The organism is Amphritea sp. 1_MG-2023, assembly GCF_030547545.1.
GTDB lineage: Bacteria > Pseudomonadota > Gammaproteobacteria > Pseudomonadales > Balneatricaceae > Amphritea.
Genome location: NZ_JAUOQE010000053.1, coordinates 1 through 17,828, shown reverse-complemented (window position 1 = coordinate 17,828; position 17,828 = coordinate 1). Strand labels below are relative to the sequence as shown.

The 17,828-nt window shown below is 47.2% G+C and carries 17 protein-coding genes; 10 read left to right on the top strand and 7 right to left on the bottom strand.

Features of this window, described 5'->3' with window-relative positions; all coding sequences use genetic code 11:
* Nucleotides 1-609 precede the first annotated feature (609 nt).
* The gene (locus tag Q4488_RS18205) at nt 610-1,524 is read left to right on the top strand and encodes a GGDEF domain-containing protein (protein WP_303581926.1); all 915 of its coding nucleotides are present in this window, start codon (nt 610-612) and stop codon (nt 1,522-1,524) included.
* Nucleotides 1,525-1,552: 28 nt separating this feature from the next.
* Here the strand turns inward: Q4488_RS18205 and Q4488_RS18200 are convergent, their stop codons facing one another.
* The 3 genes from Q4488_RS18200 to Q4488_RS18190 form a co-directional block, all read right to left on the bottom strand.
* The gene (locus Q4488_RS18200) at nt 1,553-2,257 is read right to left on the bottom strand and encodes a phosphatase PAP2 family protein (protein WP_303581924.1); all 705 of its coding nucleotides are present in this window, start codon (nt 2,255-2,257) and stop codon (nt 1,553-1,555) included.
* Nucleotides 2,250-3,755 (bottom strand): glycosyltransferase family 39 protein, encoded by a 1,506-nt coding sequence (locus Q4488_RS18195; RefSeq protein ID WP_303581922.1) that lies wholly within the window; start codon nt 3,753-3,755, stop codon nt 2,250-2,252. The genes Q4488_RS18200 and Q4488_RS18195 overlap by 8 nt, the downstream gene beginning before the upstream one ends.
* 546 nt (nt 3,756-4,301) lie before the next feature.
* Entirely contained in the window at nt 4,302-5,084 is a 783-nt protein-coding gene (locus Q4488_RS18190) for an SH3 domain-containing protein (protein WP_303581921.1), read from the bottom strand.
* A gap of 264 nt (nt 5,085-5,348) precedes the next feature.
* On the opposite strand from Q4488_RS18190, the gene Q4488_RS18185 reads away from it, so the two are divergent.
* Entirely contained in the window at nt 5,349-6,587 is a 1,239-nt protein-coding gene (locus Q4488_RS18185) for an EAL and HDOD domain-containing protein (RefSeq protein ID WP_303581919.1), read from the top strand.
* 198 nt (nt 6,588-6,785) lie between these two features.
* Nucleotides 6,786-7,535, top strand: a complete 750-nt coding sequence (locus Q4488_RS18180; RefSeq protein WP_303581916.1) for a sulfite exporter TauE/SafE family protein — start codon at nt 6,786-6,788, stop codon at nt 7,533-7,535.
* Nucleotides 7,536-7,624: 89 nt separating this feature from the next.
* On the opposite strand, the gene ilvD is transcribed toward Q4488_RS18180, so the two are convergent.
* Complete coding sequence (ilvD, locus tag Q4488_RS18175; protein WP_303581915.1) at nt 7,625-9,457, bottom strand: dihydroxy-acid dehydratase; 1,833 nt, start codon at nt 9,455-9,457, stop codon at nt 7,625-7,627.
* A gap of 254 nt (nt 9,458-9,711) precedes the next feature.
* On the opposite strand from ilvD, the gene Q4488_RS18170 reads away from it, so the two are divergent.
* The 7 genes from Q4488_RS18170 (at nt 9,712) to Q4488_RS18140 (ending at nt 14,149) form a co-directional block, all read left to right on the top strand.
* The gene (locus tag Q4488_RS18170) at nt 9,712-9,966 is read left to right on the top strand and encodes a hypothetical protein (RefSeq protein WP_303581913.1); all 255 of its coding nucleotides are present in this window, start codon (nt 9,712-9,714) and stop codon (nt 9,964-9,966) included.
* Nucleotides 9,959-10,621 (top strand): Crp/Fnr family transcriptional regulator, encoded by a 663-nt coding sequence (locus Q4488_RS18165; protein WP_303581911.1) that lies wholly within the window; start codon nt 9,959-9,961, stop codon nt 10,619-10,621. Before Q4488_RS18170 ends, Q4488_RS18165 begins: the two co-directional genes overlap by 8 nt.
* Before the next feature lie 101 nt (nt 10,622-10,722).
* Nucleotides 10,723-10,911 (top strand): DUF2892 domain-containing protein, encoded by a 189-nt coding sequence (locus tag Q4488_RS18160; RefSeq protein ID WP_303581909.1) that lies wholly within the window; start codon nt 10,723-10,725, stop codon nt 10,909-10,911.
* 294 nt (nt 10,912-11,205) lie between these two features.
* The gene (locus Q4488_RS18155; RefSeq protein WP_303581908.1) at nt 11,206-11,751 is read left to right on the top strand and encodes a glycine zipper 2TM domain-containing protein; all 546 of its coding nucleotides are present in this window, start codon (nt 11,206-11,208) and stop codon (nt 11,749-11,751) included.
* Between the two features lie 27 nt (nt 11,752-11,778).
* Nucleotides 11,779-12,075, top strand: coding sequence for a PepSY domain-containing protein (locus tag Q4488_RS18150; protein WP_303581906.1), 297 nt, complete (start codon nt 11,779-11,781; stop codon nt 12,073-12,075).
* 35 nt (nt 12,076-12,110) lie between these two features.
* Nucleotides 12,111-12,803 (top strand): response regulator transcription factor, encoded by a 693-nt coding sequence (locus Q4488_RS18145; protein WP_303581904.1) that lies wholly within the window; start codon nt 12,111-12,113, stop codon nt 12,801-12,803.
* Nucleotides 12,800-14,149: an ATP-binding protein gene (locus tag Q4488_RS18140; protein ID WP_303581902.1), complete on the top strand. Its 1,350-nt coding sequence runs from the start codon at nt 12,800-12,802 to the stop codon at nt 14,147-14,149. Before Q4488_RS18145 ends, Q4488_RS18140 begins: the two co-directional genes overlap by 4 nt.
* Before the next feature lie 178 nt (nt 14,150-14,327).
* Here the strand turns inward: Q4488_RS18140 and Q4488_RS18135 are convergent, their stop codons facing one another.
* The 3 genes from Q4488_RS18135 to Q4488_RS18125 all read right to left on the bottom strand — a co-directional run bounded on the left by Q4488_RS18135 (nt 14,328) and on the right by Q4488_RS18125 (nt 17,318).
* The gene (locus Q4488_RS18135) at nt 14,328-15,770 is read right to left on the bottom strand and encodes a mannose-1-phosphate guanylyltransferase/mannose-6-phosphate isomerase (protein WP_303581900.1); all 1,443 of its coding nucleotides are present in this window, start codon (nt 15,768-15,770) and stop codon (nt 14,328-14,330) included.
* On the bottom strand, nt 15,767-16,246 hold the full coding sequence (locus tag Q4488_RS18130) for a GDP-mannose mannosyl hydrolase (protein ID WP_303581898.1): 480 nt from the start codon (nt 16,244-16,246) through the stop codon (nt 15,767-15,769). Before Q4488_RS18130 ends, Q4488_RS18135 begins: the two co-directional genes overlap by 4 nt.
* 112 nt (nt 16,247-16,358) lie before the next feature.
* Nucleotides 16,359-17,318, bottom strand: coding sequence for a GDP-L-fucose synthase (locus Q4488_RS18125; RefSeq protein ID WP_303581897.1), 960 nt, complete (start codon nt 17,316-17,318; stop codon nt 16,359-16,361).
* Between the last annotated feature and the right edge of the window lie 510 nt (nt 17,319-17,828).

The following is a 17,828-nucleotide window of genomic DNA, read 5'->3' as shown; positions in this document are numbered from 1 at the left end:
CAGGATCTCAGCGTTAACATTTTTCGACGTACAACCAGTATGCCTGTAACGGTTGCCTTGATTTCCAGCTTCTCTGTAAGCCAGAGGCGTAATTGACTTATTCGCACCTTCCTTAGCCTAGCGTTTTTAGAGCTGCATCGGTGTCGTGAATATCGAAAAATCGATGAGTGGTTTTTTTAGAAAGGTCATACTAAAGCTTCCTTTAATCGGCTTCATGCCAAAAATATCCGTATTAATCCATGCAAAAAATGCGGTCGAATAATGCCTATCTATATTGTTTTAAAGCAAGGTTGAGTATGAAATTATATACCTACTTTGTGTATGGTCTTTAAGTCTTGTTCTAAAAGTAAAAAAAATCAATACTGACAGCATGTTAGCGCTAATAGCACGATACGCATCGATGGAGTTAGGAGTCTGTTTTCGTCGATGGTATGCGTTAAAATGGTGCGTTTTAGATCGTTATTTTGTTTGAAAAAAGTAGGTAATTACCTGAGCTAAGACAAGGTATGAGGTTATTTTTTGAAATAAATGGCGTATCGATGATTCGATGCACACGGTAAGCGTCATTAGCGCCTATTATCTATGTGGGGTGGTGTTCAAGAGGGACGCATGATGAACACATTGGATACATTTAATTATTGTGAGCTATTGCAGCAACTGCCCGATCCTGCGTTTGTTCTGACTCGAAGTGGGATCTATGCGGCTATTTTTGGTGGACAAGATTCACGTTATTATCATGATGGCAGTGATCTGATTGATAAGCATATCAGTGATGTACTGATGCCTGACAAAGCCGCTTGGTTTCTTCAGCAGATTGAGATTGTGTTGCGTAAGCAAACCATGCAAGTGGTTGAATATGCGTTATCGAATCAAGATGTTAAGGGGCTCAACAATAGCGATGGGCCCGCTGAAACCATCTGGTTCGAAGGCCGAATAAGTCCGTTAAGCTTTAATATTAGTGGTGAGGATGCGGTGCTTTGGGTGGCGACAAACCGAACCGCAAATCATCTGCTACAAGAACAATTACGCGCACTGAGTATGACCGATCCGTTAACTGAATTGCCGAATCGACGACAGTTAGATCCATTGTTAACGGAGTATGCTGATCGCGTCAAACGTTATGCTGAGGTGGTGACGGTGTTGACTTGGGATATTGATCATTTTAAACGAGTAAATGATACCTTTGGGCATGAAAAAGGTGATGAGGTATTGTTAGCGATGACTCGCTTATGTCGACAGTATTTACGCCGTACCGATTGGTTGATTCGCACCGGCGGTGATGAGTTTGTGGTATTGATGCCCTATACCGAAGAGCAACAAGCGAGGTTGTTTTACCAACGTTTTTGCGCCGAGGTTGCTAAACTGATGATCGCTTTAAAGATTGATGGCCTCGATATCGGAGTCTCGGCGGGCATGACCGTTATCGGCCGAGACGATGCTAGTAATAAGGCGATAGTCAATCGTGCGGATCAGGCGCTGTATCAAGCCAAACGATTGGGGCGCAATCAGTTGATATGTCATTGAACCGCTGATCTTCTCTGATTGGCGCGGACTAGACGTGACTATCTTGTTGATCACTCAAAGGGTGACGAAAGCCAAATCGAGCGCCTAATACCCAAATGACAAAGTAAACGGCCCAGAAAGCGAAGATAACATCACTGAGGAAATGCCCCCCCTGAACGATACGGGTGAAGCCTAGGATAACCCCGACCATGCAACCGGCCCAGAACGCTCGCGCTGAGCTGAATAGCCAGCCTAGAATCATGAAATAGAAACCCATCGCTGCATGGCCGCTGACAAATGAACAGTTTTTACGGCACGCGCCGGAATAAACAAAGGCAGCGGTGAACGGCTTTTCGCCACTAAAGTTATCCACCTGTACTGGGCGTGCTCGGCCGATTGAGTTATCTTTTAGAACGGTATTAACCAGTATGCCTGGGCCTAAAATAAGCGCCGTTAACAGGAACGTGATACTCCATTTCTTGTAGTGCTTTAGGGTTAACTTGTTAAACCGAATAAGCAGGCCGGCAACGATCAGCCCTAACAGTAGGGGGATATGGATAACGGCAAACAGTTTATAAAAAAACTGAATCAATGGGTTGTGCTTAAAGATGAAACTTTGGCTTTGCGTATCGTAGAACAAGCCGGCAACCCATAAGTCGATAGTCGGCCAACTGATAAAGATAACGGCACAGATTAGACACAGGATGACTGCCCGAAAGCCTTTTAAGTGGGTTAACAAGGTTAAATTACTCATGATCTGAGGTTACCGTTGCTGATGGAATCCCTTTGAAACCACTGACCTTATAAAGTCGTGCGGAACGGGAGAAGTTACTGTACAGGGGTAAAACTTGTTCGGTAAGTAGCGTGACATTGCTGAAATAACGCTTCAGTTTAACGTCTATATCATGTTCGCTAACAAACAGAAATTGTTGATAGCGGCTGTTGACGAGTGGATATTGAAGTTCATAGTGGTCCTCAATATAGCTATCATCACTCAGCGCGACTCCCTTAAAATCTTGCGGGGTAATGTAGTAGCCAAAGTAAGCTAATAATTTACGTGAATCACTCGCTAATTTGTAATCGGGGTATTGATCAAACCAGGGCTGAAACTGATGGACAAATTGTGGCCAGCCTAGCAGGCGCTTATAGGGATCGGTGCCGTGTTTCCGCTCTATACCTAAGGCATCGGTAATCGTTGCATAATGATAGAAGCTCACCGACAGTAACACGTTGGCTGTCAGCCCGATCAGCAGTAAGCGATATCCTCTGATTTGACTGAGGTAATATCCCGTCAGCAGGGTGGCTCCAATATAGGCAGGTCCCGCCCAATTGACATTCGCTCGTGCCATCAATGCCTGTACTGAGAGTACCGCGAAGGTGGGCCAGAAGAGGCTCCAAAGCAGCTTTTCGGTTTCACTGCGGGGCTGTCGGCGTAGCCCTCGCAGCACCATATAGATTAGCAACACAGGGCCAAAGACAAACAGTTGTCCGGTCCAAAACTCAATTAAACGACTTAAACTGAGTGAGCTGCGGCTCTGATGTGAAATTTCAGCGGTATGCTGAAAGCTGATGAAATCGTGTTGATAGTTCCAGTAAATATTGGGCAAAAGAAAACTCACCGCCAGCAGACAGGTCAGCCAAAAGCGTGGATTGAGTAATAATTGACGCCCCACTGGGCTGATAGCGGCATACAGCAGGAAAGTGCAGGGTAGAATGATAAAGGTATATTTAGATAACAGTCCCAGACCGCCAGCGACACCCGCTAATAACCACCAACCGCCGTGATTGCTGTCTTTGGCTTGAAGGAAGGCATAGAAACACAGACACCAGAAAAAGATCAGTGGCGCATCGGTGGTGATGAACAGGCTGTTAAAGCCAATCAGCGGCATTAATAAGAAGATGGCTCCGCTCATCAGGGCCGCTCGACTGCCAGCTAAATATTCTGCAGTACGATAGATAATCAGGGCTGCTGCACTGTATAGCAGCGGCGATGCGAGTTTAACCGCCCACTCAGCATTACCAAATATTGCGGTGGTTAGGGCGATAAGCCATCCCACCATCGGTGGTTTGGAATAGTAACCCCAGTCGGGCGTTTGCGCCCAGCCGAGATAATAGGCTTCATCATAGAACAGGGTAATAGGTGTGCTAATGACGATCCATTCACGGTAGAAAAACAGCAGAATCAGAAGCGCGAGGAACCATCGAAATGGATGTGCTGTAAACAGTGATGAAGTGGAAGGTGCAGGCGACATGCTTTAGTTCCGGACTGACAGGTTAGATGTCCGGCAATCGGCCGGTGCTGGCGCTAAGTTTACCAGAGCGCCATAGGCAAAGAAATGTCAGGTTGGATTCTGCTGATGTGATCAGAACACCATCAACGATAGGCTGACAGCTACTTAGCACAGCGATAAAAGCTTCTATAGGTAGCGTTGTATATCGATTGAGCGATAAGATGTTAAGCCTACGAAGAGTGCCAAAGCGTTAGGCTGATTGATTAGTCAGATCGGCTTGAATATCCTCATCGACTAAGCTCCATTGGTGAGGTACGTGGGTTAAGCGAAGCCAATTTTGACAACAAGTACATTGATATAATGTGTCATTGTATACGTGATGTTGTTCGACTAAGTTTTGATGGGCGGATGTTTGCTCGTTTTCGATAAGTATAAAGCAATCACTGCAGAGTCTTTTATTTTCCATTGACGAATAACCTCCATGTATTCAAGCGAATGTCACTATGGATTATATAGGAGTGATGACTCGATTTATATCGCTAAGACAAGAATGAATATACATGCAGATTAGAATCGCTGACATACCCCCTCCCTCAGGATTAACTGTTTAATAAGCGCTTGCTCGGTAGTAGGAAACCACTCGACGGTCACATGATGAGTCGATGCCGAGTGGGATATTAATCGTGTCTTAGAGAGTTCATAGCGCTTATGCAATCCCTGAGTATTGGTTGTCAGGGCATCGGCATAACAGATAATTTTGTTCGGTTGATTGGTTGAACGGTTAATGGATTGGTTAGTCGTTATGGGTTGTGACAGTCGGAGTTCGAAATCTAACTGACAAAATTCATAATGTTGCGTCGTAACATTTTTGCGACAGGTTTTGCTGATCGCTTCAATCTTTAGCGGGCTGCCGCTGATCGTGGCGACAGCGGGTTGGATAACCGCATTATCGGTTTGAGGGCGATGATGCTGTTGTGGCGATAGCCTGTCCTCTTCAAACGACTCTAACGCCGCAGCGGGTGTGAGAGTCGGTTTATTCAGCGAGGTATCCCTATCGGTCAGGTTTTGTATTGAGGGGAGAGGCTGACGTGACAGGACATCGACATAGTGAATCGAGATGAAGCCTCGACCATCGTCGAGTCGAATCCAGTCGCGCATATCCGTGGTGGTGACCTTGAGTTGCTCGCCCTTATAAAGTACGCCTACCACCGGGCTGTCGGTTGATCGAATGGCTCTGATATTGAGAATCGTTGAGCGAATCTCTACGTCGAGTTGTTCAGTTGAAATCGCTAACCGAGGCAGTATGGCGCTCAGTAGGAAAGCGAGAATAACGATAGGTTTCAGTGTCATAAGCCTTTTTATACAACGAGAATAATAAGGTGCGTTCCTTAGCGTGGTGCGTTTTACAAAACGTTACATATCCATTTGAAATCTCAATTTAGGCTATTGATCATTACTGATAAGGTCAATACATTAGTACCTAAATTGGTAAATGAATAATATTGTTGTCATTGCTTAATATACCGTAGACGGCCGATAGTTTTTTTCATCGGGTTCTCTTACCCAGTGAAAGGTTAGGTTATACTGAGCCAATATCTGATCAGGGGATAAGACGTGAGTAAAGCGTTAGAGGAAGATGCGTTGGCTGATGGTTCTGTACTGTTAGCTCGGCAGCCTATTTTTAATAAAAGCCAAGATGTGCAAGCCTACGGTCTGCTATATCGATCCGATAATGGTTCTATGCCATTAGAGTTTTCCGATGAGCAGGCGACTGCTTCGGTTATTTTAAATAATTACGCCGTGGCATCGAGCGATGGTAAAACCAAGCGTTTACCGCTGTTTGTTAAATTGACGCAGAGTATGCTGCTGTCCAATATGCTGCCTAATTTGCCACAGGATAGTGTCATTTTTGAGCTGTTGCGTGAAGATGGTATCTCAAAAGAGTTGCTCGCGGTGTTGCGTGAACGTAAAGCGCAGGGATGCAAATTCGCGTTGACACATTTTACCGGCGATAAAGCACAAATCCCTTTGCTGGATCTGATGCATGTCGTCAAGATCGATCTGCAACGTCATGATGATGATGAGTTGAAGCAGTTAGTTTCCTTTTGCAAACCTTATCGGGTACATCTATTGGCCGATAAAGTAGAGAGTCAGGAGGATTTTAGGCGAGCGGTTGGGCTAGGTTTTCATTTGTATCAGGGATATTTTCTCTGCCGTCCTGTATCGATTAAAGGTAAGAATTTTGGTAGCTCTAAAGTGTTGGTTTTGGAGCTGCTGTCCGAACTGAACAACCCCGCGGCAACGGCTCAGTCGGTCGAGCAAATTGTCATTAACGATCCAGCGATGACTTATAAAATCTTACGTCTGGTTAACTCGGCAGCGTTTAGTACACCGAAACAAATTGAGTCGATTTCACATGCGATATCGATGATTGGTATGGATCAGGTGAAGAAGTGGGCGACACTGTTTTTGCTCAGCGGGCAGTCAAATAAACCGGTGGAACTCGCTCGTGTGATGTTAATACGTGCTCGAATGTGTGAGCTGTTAGCCGAGATGCTTAACTATCCACAGACGATTAACTTCTTTATGGTTGGCTTGCTATCACAGTTAGACGCGATGATGGACACCGATATGAAGGTGTTGCTGGATCAAATTCCTCTGGATAACTCGATTAAAGAGGCAATCTTAGCGCGGGTTAATCAGAAGGGTGAGATTCTTACCGAGGTGCAGCATTACGAGCGGGGAGAGTGGGATGATATGTTTAATCTCCTAGAACGACCATTTTATGAAGTGGCTTATCGGCATAGTTTGCAATGGGCCGATCAGGTATTAATGTCACTACAAGAAGACTAAGGACGGTGCGAATAAGTCAATTACGCCTCTGGCTTACAGAGAACATAACGGACTTATTCGCACCTTTCCTAATATTGTCCTCTCTTATCGCGATTGCGGCGCACGGCTATGACCGTGCGTTTTTCGTTATACCTGTTGCCATGATGCGTTGAATTTATGTCTCTCTGAATAACGCGCTGTACGTATGAAGGAATCCCTGTGAATTGGCTACCCGATCTTATTGGCGTTGATACGGCGCTATTACTCATTGTGACTAGCACGCTGACATCGATGCTGACCGCGGCCATGGGAATCGGAGGCGGCGTACTGCTGTTGGCGGTAATGGCGACAGTTGTGCCTGCGGCGGCATTGATTCCGGTCCATGGTCTAGTGCAGTTGGGATCGAATGGTAATCGTGCGCTACTAACGCGTGAGCATATTGATTGGTCGTTGCTACGACTATTTTTGTTAGGCGCCGTTATGGGTTCCGTGGTGGCCTATTTTGTGGTTGTACAACTGCCAGTCGAGCTGATTCAGCTGTGCGTAGCGGGGTTTATTCTGTTTTTAGTCTGGGGGCCTAAGCTAGGCAAGCAGCAGATTCCGCCTGCAGGGTTAGTCTTAGCTGGTGCGGGGACAACATTGTTAACGATGTTTGTGGGGGCAACGGGGCCTTTGGTGGCGGCGTTTGTACATCGCTTGGGATATGAGAAATATCGCGTTGTGGCAACTTTTGCGGCCTGCATGACGGTACAGCATCTCTTGAAGATGGTGGTGTTCGGATTAATTGGCTTTGCATTCAGCGACTGGCTTGTCTTGATCGTGATGATGGTGATGGGCGGTTTTGCGGGGACTTGGATTGGTCTGCATATCTTGAAAAAAGTGCCTGCTGAGCGATTTCAAATCATTTTTCGGTTAGTGGTGACCGGCTTAGCCCTGCGATTGATCTGGCAAGTATTCAGCGCTGCCTGAGAGGTGGGTTGCGATCCGATGTCTCATAAGGGGTACAAAAAAAGCAGCCAACAGGCTGCTTTTTGACGCTTAGACGTAATCTTGCTTGATTAGTCTAGTTTGCTTAGATCACGCACGGCACCTTTATCGGCAGAGGTTGCCAGGAGTGCATAGGCTTTCAGCGCCGCGGATATTTTACGCGGACGGGGTGCCGCAGGTTTCCAACCAGTCGCATCCTGTTCTGCGCGACGTTGTGCGAGTTCTTCTTCCGACAAGAGCACATCGATCGTACGGTTAGGGATATCGATACGGATACGGTCGCCGTTACGCACCAAGCCGATGGCACCGCCGGCTGCGGCTTCGGGAGATACGTGACCGATAGATAAGCCCGATGTGCCACCGGAGAAACGGCCATCGGTGAGCAAGGCGCACTCTTTACCCAAACCTTTCGACTTAATGTAAGAGGTTGGATAAAGCATCTCTTGCATACCGGGACCGCCCTTAGGGCCTTCGTAGCGAACGATAACCACATCCCCGGCTTTGACTTTATCATCGAGGATATTGGCAACGGCCTCATCTTGAGATTCGGTAATATGCGCAGGACCTTCAAAGACGAGGATAGATTCATCGACGCCAGCGGACTTAACCACGCAGCCATCGACAGCAATATTGCCGTGCAGCACGGCTAAGCCGCCTTCTAGCGAATAGGCGTTATCGATAGAACGGATACAACCATGCTCACGGTCACCATCCAATGTTGGCCAGCGGGTTGCTTGACTAAACGCCACTTGAGTGGGAATACCCGCGGGGCCCGCTTTATAAAATTCCATGACCTCAGGGGATGGGTTACGCATGATATCCCACTTATCTAAAGCGTCTTTCATGGTTGGCGCATGCACGGTGGGGGTATCGCGGTGCAGTTTACCCGCCCGATCTAACTCACCGAGAATGGCCATGATACCGCCCGCACGGTGAACATCTTCAACGTGATATTTTGGCGTATTCGGCGCAACTTTACATAGTTGAGGCACTGTCCGTGAGAGACGATCGATATCCTTCATGGTGAAGTCGATTTCGGCTTCTTGAGCAATCGCTAACAGGTGCAGAATGGTATTGGTTGATCCGCCCATCGCGATATCGAGGGTCATGGCGTTTTCAAATGCCTTAAAGCCCATTGAGCGAGGCAGTAAAGAGTCATCATCTTGTTCGTAATAACGCTTGGCCATCGTGACGATGCTACGACCGGCTTCTAAGAAGAGTTGCTCTCGATCGGCATGGGTAGCAACTACGGTGCCGTTGCCCGGCAGTGCAAGGCCTAGTGCTTCGGCGAGACAGTTCATGGAGTTCGCGGTGAACATACCGGAACAAGAGCCGCAGGTTGGGCAGGCTGAACGCTCTACGGCATCAACCATTTCGTCAGAGGTATTGGGGTCAACGGCGAGCACCATCGCATCAACCAGATCTAGCTTATTCTCTGACAGCTTGGTTTTGCCGGCTTCCATCGGGCCACCGGAGACAAAAATCACTGGAATGTTAAGGCGCATTGCGGCCATCAACATCCCCGGAGTGATTTTGTCGCAGTTAGAAATACACACCAGTGCATCTGCACAGTGAGCATTCACCATGTATTCGACGGAATCCGCAATAATATCTCTAGAAGGCAGAGAGTAGAGCATGCCATCATGACCCATGGCGATACCATCATCGATCGCGATGGTATTAAACTCTTTAGCGACACCACCCGCTTTTTCGATTTCTCGAGCGACCAGTTGACCCATGTCTTTCAGGTGAACGTGGCCCGGTACAAATTGTGTGAATGAGTTGGCGATAGCGATAATGGGCTTTTGAAAATCGTCATCCTTCATCCCCGTGGCGCGCCAAAGTGCGCGGGCACCGGCCATATTACGACCTGCGGTGGAGGTCTTGGAGCGATATTGTGGCATGCACAGATCCTCTGCGGTTGAAGTGGGTGTTTCTTTCTGGCCGCTAATTATAGCAAAACTCTCCATGGTAATACCTAACAATCCTGCGAATAAGTGCATCTGTTTGCAGGAATCATGAGTGTGTCTTGTTCTATGGTATCCATAAGGGCATCAATGCCGCTTAATCAAACATCGATGCTTAGGAGTGTGAGTAGGGCTATTGTTTCAGCGTATAACATCGTATTCTTAAGCGATTCAGAAGCGCGGAGACAATCATGAATATAGATAAAAAACAGGTACGTTCTGATCGCTGGTTGAAGCTGATGATGCGCACCGGCGTGCCAATAGGCATCGTGAGTGTGGTCTGCCTTTGGTTAGGGCAGTGGCTCGCATCGCCGGCATTGGGCAGTGTATTTTTGGTGACAATGCCTATCGCGCTCGTGATCGGCTTTAGTTACAACATTCGCTATGTCATATTGGCCGTGCGTGCACGACGACAGGCGGTGGTGAAGTCATCCGAACATGAATGATATCCGTCAACTCACGCAACCTTTTTCCCTGCTACAGCAGTTGGATGAGGCGGGATTAGCGATTCTGAGTCAGGCGAAGCGAGTTGATCTGCCGGCGGGTCAGGTGGTCTTTCAGCAGGGGAATGTTTGCGATCACTTCATTATCGTCACCTCAGGCACCGTAAAAGTCCTGGGTCGTAATGCTAATGGGCGTGAACTGATTTTGTATCGTATTGAGCATCAGGGTACTTGCGTCCTGACGACGTCTTGTTTACTCGGTGGTGAAGCCTATCCTGCCGAGGGTATTACTGAAACCGCCGTGACCGCATTTTTGTTGCCGTTATCAGGCTTTCAGCGAGCCATGACCGATTCGACAGGGTTGCGTCAGTTTATATTCGACTCCTATGGTGAGCGATTGGCTAAATTGATTACACTGGTGCAAGAGATCGCCTTCGAGCGGATCGAGACGCGATTAGCGCGTTATCTGATCGAGCAGGTTGGGCCAAGCTCAGTACTGTTACGGTCGCATCAGGAGATCGCCGATGAGTTGGGTACCGCGCGGGAAGTGGTGAGTCGTCAGTTAAAACTATTTGAGCAGAAAGAGTGGCTGGCCTTGAGCCGTAATCAAGTGCTGTTTCTGAATAAGAGTGCCGTCAGGAATGCCGCGAGAAGTTAATAGATTGTCATAATAAGCCCCTCAATGTGACTTTGTCACAGACTTTATAGCAGAGACCGCCCATACTTTATTCAACCCTGAACAATTCTGAGGATAGAATGATGGAAAAGAATATCGGATCTGTGGATAAAATCGTACGTATCGTGGTTGGCCTGATATTGATTGGATTGGTATTTATTGGCCCGCAAACTCCGTGGGGCTGGATCGGTGTACCGGTGATTGCTATCGCCTTGTTTGGTTGGTGCCCGTTATACCGTATCTTAGGTATTAGCAGTTGTAAGAAGTGCTAGACTGAATAATTTTTATCGCGGTGCGTTGCTTAGAGAAGGTGCGAATTAGTCCGTTATGTTCTCTGCGGACATTAGAATGGCCAGATACGCGAAAGCCAGAGGCGTAATTGACCTATTCGCACCTTCCTTAGCACGCTGAATCTAAAAACCGGCTCTGGTAGTCGGTTTTTTTTCGTCTGCTGATGACTGTAAAGATAAGTAAAGCCGACTTATTAAATCCTCAATTCAGGATCAGTTCAGTCCTTTGACACGACAATAGACTCCAGACTCTAGTCTTAGAGAAGGAGAATCGTCATGAAAAAGATAATCGTGAGTAGCTTAATGGTATTGAGTCTTGTTTCTACCCTAGTGGAAGCTGATTCACGCTATAAAGGCGATCAGCATCACCGTGAGTATGCTCAGGTCATTAAGGTGAAACCTATCGTAGTGCAAACTGAGCGACGCACACCGCGACGGGAATGCTGGGAAGAAGAGGTGCGATATGAAACCCCTCGACATCAGCGAAAATCGTACACTAGCCCAATACTTGGCGGTATTATTGGTGGGGCGATTGGTAATGAGTTGGGCGCTGGTGGCGATAATAAGAAAGTGGGGGCCGTGGTTGGCGCGGTCTTAGGTGCATCGATTGGGAATGATCTCTCACATAATCGTCAGCGTGAGCATAATGTGAATTATCGTACTGAAACTCGATGTCAAGTGCAGCATGATGTGGAATATTATGAAAGAGTCACCGGCTATCGAGTGACATATCGTTATAATGGTCGAACGTACCATACTCGCATGGATCATCATCCCGGTAAGCGAATTCCGGTGAGGGTTAATGTGAGCCCAGTCTCTTAAGCAGTTGTACAACGAATGGTGATAATAATGTTCAGAGGGCTCTCATATGTTTTCCTAGTGCTGCTGCTGACGGCGACGCAGGGTACGGTTGCCGCAGCAGGAGAAGAAAAAATTGGGTTTGCTGCCATGACCATGATGACCGCTAACTCGGTTTCGTTACAGCAGGCAGCCAAAGCGGCGAAGCAGAATCATGGTGGTAAAGTAGTTAAGGCGGAAACACAAAAGCGAGGCAAACGATTAGTTCACCATATCCGGTTGATTAATCATGGCCGTGTTAAAACCGTGCTCGTGGATGCCGATACTGGACGGGAGATATCCCCATAAGATGGTTTTGCCATCGAGGGTTAGGGAGTTTAGAGATGAAAATATTGGTTATAGAAGATGATACTGATCTGCGGCGGCAGTTGGTGGCTGCGTTGCAGGACAATGGCTATGCAGTTGAAGAAGCCGAAGATGGTAAAGAGGGACTCTATCTGGGGAGTGAATTTCCTTATGATCTTGCCGTCGTTGATTTGGGCTTGCCGAAGTTATCCGGCGTCGAGGTCATTCGTCAATGGCGTAACAGTGAGGTTAATTTCCCGGTGCTAATTTTAACCGCTCGGGGCGATTGGCAGGATAAGGTGGAGGGGTTGGAAGCGGGCGCCGATGATTATCTAGTCAAGCCGTTTCATATTGAGGAATTGATGGCGCGTTTGAATGCGCTGCTACGTCGGGCCGCCGGACATGCTAAACCGCTGTTAGAGTTTGGGCCTTTGAAATTAGATAGCAGTGGCCGCAATGTTTATCTCAATGAAACATTGGTTAAACTGACCAGCTATGAGTATCGCACCCTCGAATATCTGATGCTAAATGCGGGTAAAGTCGTCTCCAAGAGTGAACTGACAGAGCATCTATATCATCAGGATTTCGATCGGGACAGTAATGTCTTGGAGGTCTTTATTCGTCGCTTACGACAGAAGCTCGATCCCGAACAATCATTGCAGCCGATCGCTACCGTACGTGGCCTGGGTTACCGTTTCGACTTACCCGCCGGAGCCATTAACCAAGCATGATGCCTAAAGCCCTTCGTGCCCGCTTGATGCTGGCGTCCTTATTGTTATTACCGGTATTTTTTGGTCTCACTGGTTTTGCTTTACAGCAGGCGTTTCATCATAGTTTAGAAGCGGCAGAAGAGGAACGCTTAAAGCTACAGGTCTATCTGATTTTAGGTGCTGCAGAGCTTCGAGGGGATCGAATTATGATACCTGATGAGTTGCAGGAGCCTCGCTATAGTCAGGTTGAGTCGGGATTATACGGCTTTCTTCATGATGGCAATGAGCTGTTGGTGTGGTATTCGGAATCGGCCAAGCTACTGACCGATGCGTTGATCGATCGACTCGATACCGAAGGACTCAACACCGGCGATTCGCGCTTTTATCGACTGCAGGAACACGGCATGTTTGTTTATCAATTTGCCCTGTTATGGGAGATCGCTGGGCGAGAACATAACTATGTGTTTACCGTATTAGAGACGGATAATGCTGTTAAAGCGGAACAGCAGGCTTTCAATACACGTTTATGGGGCTGGTTAAGCGCCGCCATTTTTCTCTTTTTGCTGATAGAAACGGCTCTGATTCGCTGGGGATTGAAACCCTTGACGCGGTTGGCCGGAGATCTTAAATGTATTGAGTTAGGGCAGAGCGATAAGCTAACCGGTGAATATCCCACAGAAGTGCAAGCGGTGACGGATAACCTTAATTTATTGATTGTTAATGAACGACTGCAGCGTGAACGCTACCGCAACACCCTCGGTGATCTGGCTCACAGCTTAAAAACGCCGCTGGCCGTTATTCGCGGGGCACGACAGGAAAAACTAAGTTTCGATGAATATCAGGCTTTGGTCACCGAACAGGCGGCTCGAATGGATCAGATCGTGCAATATCAACTCTCCCGAGCGGTTAAGAGTCAGGGCCGAACCTTGGCGAAAAAAACACCGGTAGCTCCTTTGATTGAACGCATGACAGCCGCGCTGAGTAAAGTTTATCGCGATAAACAAATTGAGGTAACGCTGCAACTTGCTGGCCACTATCAGTTGCCGGCAGATGAACGTGATCTGATGGAGTTATTAGGGAATATTCTCGAAAATGCCTTTAAATATGGTCATCATCAAGTGGTGGTTAGTTTTAACAATAACGCTGGAATGTTACAGATTGATATTGCCGATGATGGCGAAGGTATCTCTCCTGAACTACGTCAAACGATTCTTAAACGGGGCGAACGAGCAGATACCTCGGCCCCAGGGCAGGGGATTGGTTTATCGGTGGCAGTGGATATTCTCAGTAGCTATGATGGCGAACTGATTATTGGGGAATCAACACTAGGCGGGGCACTCTTCTCGATACGCATGCCGCTTAATTAACGAGCAATCGAGTGTGACTGCCAGCATGCACGGAATAAGATAGCCCCTCATGCTGACAGTTATTGTCGTGAGTTACCGTCGTGATTTAGGAGCGGTGATGTCTATCTCGATCAAAACATTCCCGCCCTGCACGAGAGTTCGGCACGAGAGTTCGGCACTAGAGTTGTAAGCGAAACACTTAAGCCCTACCATACTGATCTTCTAGCCTAACAATATCGTCCTCACCTAAATAAGAACCCGACTGAATCTCAATCAGTTCCAGCTCTACCTTGCCAGGGTTTTCCAAGCAATGAATCTCACCTAAGGGGATATAGGTCGACTGATTTTCAGTGACTAAAAAGGTGTCTTCACCCTTAGTGACTTTCGCAGTACCACTCACCACAATCCAATGCTCGGCTCGATGGTGATGTTTTTGCACCGATAGGCGCGCACCTGGCTTAACGGTGATGCGCTTAACCTGATAACGTTCCCCAAGATCGATAGAGTCGTATTTACCCCAAGGGCGATAGACTTCCCGATGTTGAAAGGTTTCATTGCGGTTGGCATTCTTGATCTCGGCAACGATCTTTTTAACATCTTGGATTTTCCGCTTATCGGCAACTAATAGCGCGTCTGGGGTATCAACTATAATCAAATTATCCACACCCAGTGTCGTCACTAACCGATCAGAGGACATGACGAATGAATCGTTGGTGTCATGTGCAATCACATCGCCACTCAATACATTACCATCACCATCTTTGTCTTTAATCTCCCACAGCGCCGCCCAGCTACCGACATCACTCCAGCCTGCATCCAGTGGCACCACCACCGCACTATCCGTTTGTTCCATCACCGCATAATCGATAGATTCATCTGGGCAGGCCTCAAACGCGGTGCTATCGACGCGGATAAAGTCCATATCCGCAACCGTACCGGCCATCGACTTTTCACAGGCCGCTAAAATATCAGGATGGAACTTAGCCAACTCTTCTAAATAACGGTCAGCACGGAACATAAACATACCGCTATTCCAATAATAACCACCTTCAGCTAGATAAGATGCCGCCGTTGCCCGATCAGGCTTTTCAACAAACTGGGCTACAGGATACGCTTTAGGCGCTTGATCTTCGCGGACATCGGCCATATCGGCCTTTATATACCCATAACCCGTTTCAGGCTGAGTTGGCACAATGCCAAACGTAACGAGAGATCCTTCTTTCGCTAAAGGCTCAGCCTTGGCTATCGCATCACGGAAAGCCGCTTCATCCTCAATCACATGATCCGCTGCCAAAACAAGAAGTATTGGACTCTCTTGGTCTTCGCCCTTTTCAGCCTCGGATATTAGCTTTTCAGATTCGGCTCTAAGAGCTGCCAATGCGATAGCCGGTGCTGTATTACGCCCAACGGGTTCTAAGAAGATAGAGCAGGGTTGATTTAAAACTCGCATCTGTTCTGCCGCCAGAAACCGATGTTCCTCATTACAGATCAAACAGACCTGTTCAACACGTCCTAAACGCCCCACCGTCTCTTGCAACATAGAGAGATCACTATGAAGAGGTAGAAACTGCTTAGGATACTGTGTACGAGAGAGCGGCCAAAGCCGAGTACCGGAACCACCGGCCATAATGACAGGGATCATACAGAATATCCTTTTTCGTTCATGAAATACCACTTAGAGTGATCGTGCACATCAGTAGCATTTAATAGTTCGTTTTCATTTAACCAGCGATAATCACTGTGCTGTTCAACCGGCAAACTAGATAACGGTTCGCTTAACTCGATAACAAAAGCATTAACAATATAGTGAGTTGATACAACATCACTTAGCGCACTATCGTGATAAAAATGCTCATACAGTCCTAGGTAATGTGCCGAATTGATATTTAACTTAATGCCCAACTCAATCTCAGTTAAACGTGCGAAAGCGGCCTCAAGCCGCTCATTTTTCAAAACACGTCCACCGGGCACAAACCAATAACCTTTAGCGGGTTTATTTAACCGTTTTCCCAGCAATACTTTTCCATCAGAATCTTTTACAACCAGATCAATAGAGATCAATGGCGTAGAATCCAGTACCAACTTGAACTCATCGGGTGCTAAAAATTTATTATTCATTATCAGCCACGTTTAAAATGTAAAAAATCTCTAGGCAGACACTAAATGCCCTCATACCGATAACCATCATCTGTAGCGAGCGACGCCCCGTCGCGATCAAACCACGACAAGCTTAGCCCCGAAAATCCGCCTGATGCTGTAAAAACCACGCATAAGTCATCGCTAAACCTTCACGTAAACTAATTGAGTGCTTCCAACCTAACGCATTCAGCTTACCCACATCCATCAATTTACGCGGCGTACCATCGGGTTTAGTCGCATCAAAGACCACCTCTCCTTCAAATCCAACAACATCAGCCATCGTCAATGCCATCTCGGCGATTGTGCAATCCTCGCCAGTGCCGACATTTAAGTGTGACAACATCGTTTCTGTATTCGCCGCGTAAATCGTATGGTCAGCATTCATGACAAACACCGAGGCTGCTGCCATATCATCAACATGCAGAAACTCCCGCATCGGCTTACCTGTACCCCAAACCACAACCTCGGCATCACCCGCCAATTTTGCTTCATGAAAGCGACGCATCAATGCCGGAATAACATGGGAGTTTTCTGGATGGAAGTTATCATTCTCACCATACAGATTAGTCGGCATCACGCTGCGATAATCAACGCCATATTGGCGATTATACGATTCACACATCTTAATACCGGCAATTTTAGCAATCGCATAAGGCTCGTTCGTGGGCTCAAGCACACCGGTCAACAAAGCACTTTCCTGCATCGGCTGTGCTGCCAATTTAGGATAAATACAGGAAGAACCAAGAAACAACAGTTGCTTAACCCCCGACTGATAAGCCGAGTGAATCACGTTATTCTGAATCGTCAGATTCTGAAAAATAAACTCAGCCGGGTATTCGTTGTTTGCCCAGATACCACCCACTTTAGCCGCGGCCAGATAAACCTGATCAAACTTATGTTCATTAAAGAAATCGGCAACATCCGCCTGAGAAAGCAGATCTAACTGATCCCGCCTAGCAGTCACAACCTCAACCGAATCATCAACCGCAAGCTGTCGACAAATCGCCGAACCGACCATACCGTTATGGCCCGCTACAAATACTTTTTCCATTTAAACCTCTTTTTTCACCACCGAGAACACAGTATCCAAGAGGCATACGAAGAGCACCGAGGAAAAGACTATCTTACCCAAGCTCTTCTCTGTGATTCTCTGTGTCCTCTGTGGTGAACCGCTCTTAAAAAATCGACCACCGAGAACACAGAGCACACCGAGTAAAAGATAAGAAGCTCAATACTATCTCTTACCCAAGCCCTTCTCTGTGATTCTCTACCCCCTCTGTGGTGAACCGCTCTTAAAAGTCAACCACCGAGAACACAGAGCACACCGAGTAAAAGATAAGAAGCTCAAAACCATCCCTTAACCAAGCTCTTCTCTGTGATTCTCTACCCCCTCTGTGGTGAACCGCTCTTAAAAGTCAACCACCGAGAACACAGAGCACACCGAGTAAAAGATAAGAAGCTCAAAACCATCCCTTAACCAAGCTCTTCTCTGTGTTTCTCTGCGCCCTCTGTGGTGAACAGTTCTTAAAAAATCGACCACCGAGAACACAGAGCACACCGA